At 71.2% G+C, this 2,547-nt stretch carries 3 protein-coding genes; all 3 read right to left on the reverse strand.

Going from position 1 to position 2,547, the window contains the following annotated elements:
- Positions 1-62 precede the first annotated feature (62 nt).
- Positions 63-1,541: a GTPase ObgE gene (gene obgE, locus ACFU6K_RS36440; RefSeq protein ID WP_380670551.1), complete on the reverse strand. Its 1,479-nt coding sequence runs from the start codon at positions 1,539-1,541 to the stop codon at positions 63-65.
- 140 nt (positions 1,542-1,681) lie between these two features.
- Entirely contained in the window at positions 1,682-1,939 is a 258-nt protein-coding gene (gene rpmA / locus ACFU6K_RS36445) for a 50S ribosomal protein L27 (RefSeq protein ID WP_030309712.1), read from the reverse strand.
- A 14-nt stretch (positions 1,940-1,953) separates the two neighbouring features.
- Positions 1,954-2,271, reverse strand: coding sequence for a 50S ribosomal protein L21 (gene rplU / locus ACFU6K_RS36450; protein WP_045696828.1), 318 nt, complete (start codon positions 2,269-2,271; stop codon positions 1,954-1,956).
- Positions 2,272-2,547: the final 276 nt, after the last annotated feature.

The following is a 2,547-nucleotide window of genomic DNA, read 5'->3' on the forward strand; positions in this document are numbered from 1 at the left end:
CCCCGCCACCTCGACAGGTGGCGGGGGCCGTCCGGACCGGACCGGCCAGCGGTCCTCAGTCCTCAGTCCTCGTCGTCGTCGCCCTCGATGGCGGCCTGGCGGCCGCTGGAGAGCGCCTCGAAGGCGAGGAACTCGGCCTCGGCCGCGTCCCGGCCCTTCTGCTTCTCGCGACGGCGGTCGACCGCCGGACGCGGGGTCTCGAAGCGGTGGTCCTCACCGCGGCGGCCGAGCATCTCGGCACCGGCGGCCATGGTCGGCTCCCAGTCGAAGACGACGGCGTTCTCCTCGGGGCCGATGATGACGGTGTCGCCCTCGTGCGCCCCGATCTTCCACAGCTCCTGCTCGATCCCGAGGCGGGCCAGCCGGTCGGCGAGGTAGCCGACGGCCTCGTCGTTGCTGAAGTCGGTCTGGCGGACCCAGCGCTCCGGCTTGACGCCGCGGATGCGGTAGGCGCCGTCCTCCTCGGTGATGGTGAAGCCGGCGTCGTCGACGGCCTTGGGCCGCAGCACGATCCGGGTGGACTCCTCGGCCGGCTTGGCGGCGCGCGCCTCGGCGACGATCCCGGCCACGGCGAAGCTCAGCTCGCGCAGGCCCTTGCGGGAGGCCGCGGAGACCTCGAACACCCGGTAGCCGCGCTCCTCCAGGGAGGCGCGGGTCAGGTCGGCGATGTCCTGGCCGTCCGGGACGTCCACCTTGTTGAGCGCGACCAGGCGCGGGCGGTCTTCCAGGCCGCCGTACTCGGCGAGCTCGGCCTCGATCGTCTCCAGGTCGGTCAGCGGGTCGCGGCCGGGCTCCAGGGTGGCGCAGTCCAGCACGTGCACCAGCACCGAACAGCGCTCCACGTGGCGCAGGAACTCCAGGCCCAGGCCGCGGCCCTGGCTGGCGCCCGGGATCAGGCCGGGCACGTCGGCGATGGTGTAGACGGTGTCGCCCGCGGTGACCACGCCCAGGTTGGGGATCAGGGTGGTGAACGGGTAGTCCGCGATCTTCGGCTTGGCGGCCGAGAGCACCGAGATCAGCGAGGACTTGCCGGCGCTCGGGTAGCCGACCAGGGCCACGTCGGCGACGGACTTGAGCTCCATGACGATGTCACGGGCCTCGCCGGGCTCGCCGAGCAGCGCGAAGCCGGGCGCCTTGCGGCGGGCCGAGGCCAGCGCGGCGTTGCCGAGGCCGCCGCGGCCGCCCTGGGCCGCGACGAAGCTGGTGCCGTGCCCGACCAGGTCGGCCAGCACGTTGCCCTTGCGGTCCAGCACCACGGTGCCGTCCGGCACCAGCAGGACGAGGTCCTCGCCGTCCGCGCCGGTGCGGTGGCCGCCCGCGCCCGGCTTGCCGTTGGTGGCCTTGCGCTTGGGCGAGTGGTGGTACTCCAGCAGGGTGGTGACCTGCGAGTCCACGGTGAGGATGACGCTGCCGCCCTCACCGCCGTTGCCGCCGTCCGGGCCGCCGAGCGGCTTGAACTTCTCGCGGTGCACGGAGGCGCAGCCGTGGCCCCCGTTACCCGCGGCGACGTGAAGTTCGACGCGGTCCACGAAGGTGGTCATGGGTGTGCCTCCAGTGCGCGAGAGTCTGCTTGCTACCTGCGTAAAGCGTGAAGGGTGGACCGGAGAATTCCGGCCCACCCTTCACTGTGAGTCTTGTCCCGACCCGGTGGGTCTTCTCAGACTCGGGAGTCCGCGGGGACTCAGGCCTCGACGGCCACGATGTTGACGACCTTGCGGCCGCGACGGGTGCCGAACTGCACCGCACCGGCGGTCAGCGCGAACAGGGTGTCGTCGCCACCGCGGCCGACACCGGCACCCGGGTGGAAGTGGGTGCCGCGCTGGCGGACGAGGATCTCGCCGGCGGAGACGACCTGGCCACCGAAGCGCTTCACGCCGAGGCGCTGGGCGTTCGAGTCACGGCCGTTACGAGTAGAGCTTGCGCCCTTCTTGTGTGCCATTTTTCGCTATCCCCTTACTTGCTGACCGAGTCGATGCTGGTGATGCGCACCGCGGTGTGCTGCTGACGGTGACCCTGACGGCGGCGGTAGCCGGTCTTGTTCTTGTAACGCAGGATGACGATCTTGTCACCCTTGGTCTGGTCGACCACCTCGGCGTGAGCCTTCACGCCGGCCAGGACCCACGGGTCGGAGGTGACAGCGTCACCGTCGACGACGAGGATGGTCGAGAGCTCGACCGAGTCACCCGGCTTGGCCTCGATACGGTCGATCTCCAGCACGTCGCCCACGGCGACCTTGTGCTGGCGGCCGCCTGCGCGAACGATCGCGTACATGCGGTACCTGCTTTCCTTGCTCGGTCGGAACCCCCGACGCCAGCCACCTGGGTACGGACACAGGAGCCTCTCCCCGGCCCTCCGCGCGGACGCGGTGACCTCGGGAAGGTGATGTGCTCGGGAGCAATGGCGTAGACACGCCGATGGTCAAGAATACGGACCGGCCGCCCGGGGGGCAAACCGGCCCGTACGGCCCGGGGCGGGATCACTCCCGCCCCGGGGCGTGGGCACTACTCGGACGCCGTATCACCCTCGGCGGCCGCGGCCTTCTTGGCC

The organism is Kitasatospora sp. NPDC057512 (assembly GCF_042802135.1).
Lineage (GTDB): Bacteria > Actinomycetota > Actinomycetes > Streptomycetales > Streptomycetaceae > Kitasatospora.

Excerpts from the sequence above, each read along its gene's own strand:
- obgE (WP_380670551.1), bottom strand. The coding sequence starts at position 1,541 with ATGACCACCTTCGTGGACCGCGTCGAACTTCACGTCGCCGCGGGTAAC.
- rpmA (WP_030309712.1), bottom strand. The coding sequence starts at position 1,939 with ATGGCACACAAGAAGGGCGCAAGCTCTACTCGTAACGGCCGTGACTCG.
- rplU (WP_045696828.1), bottom strand. The coding sequence starts at position 2,271 with ATGTACGCGATCGTTCGCGCAGGCGGCCGCCAGCACAAGGTCGCCGTG.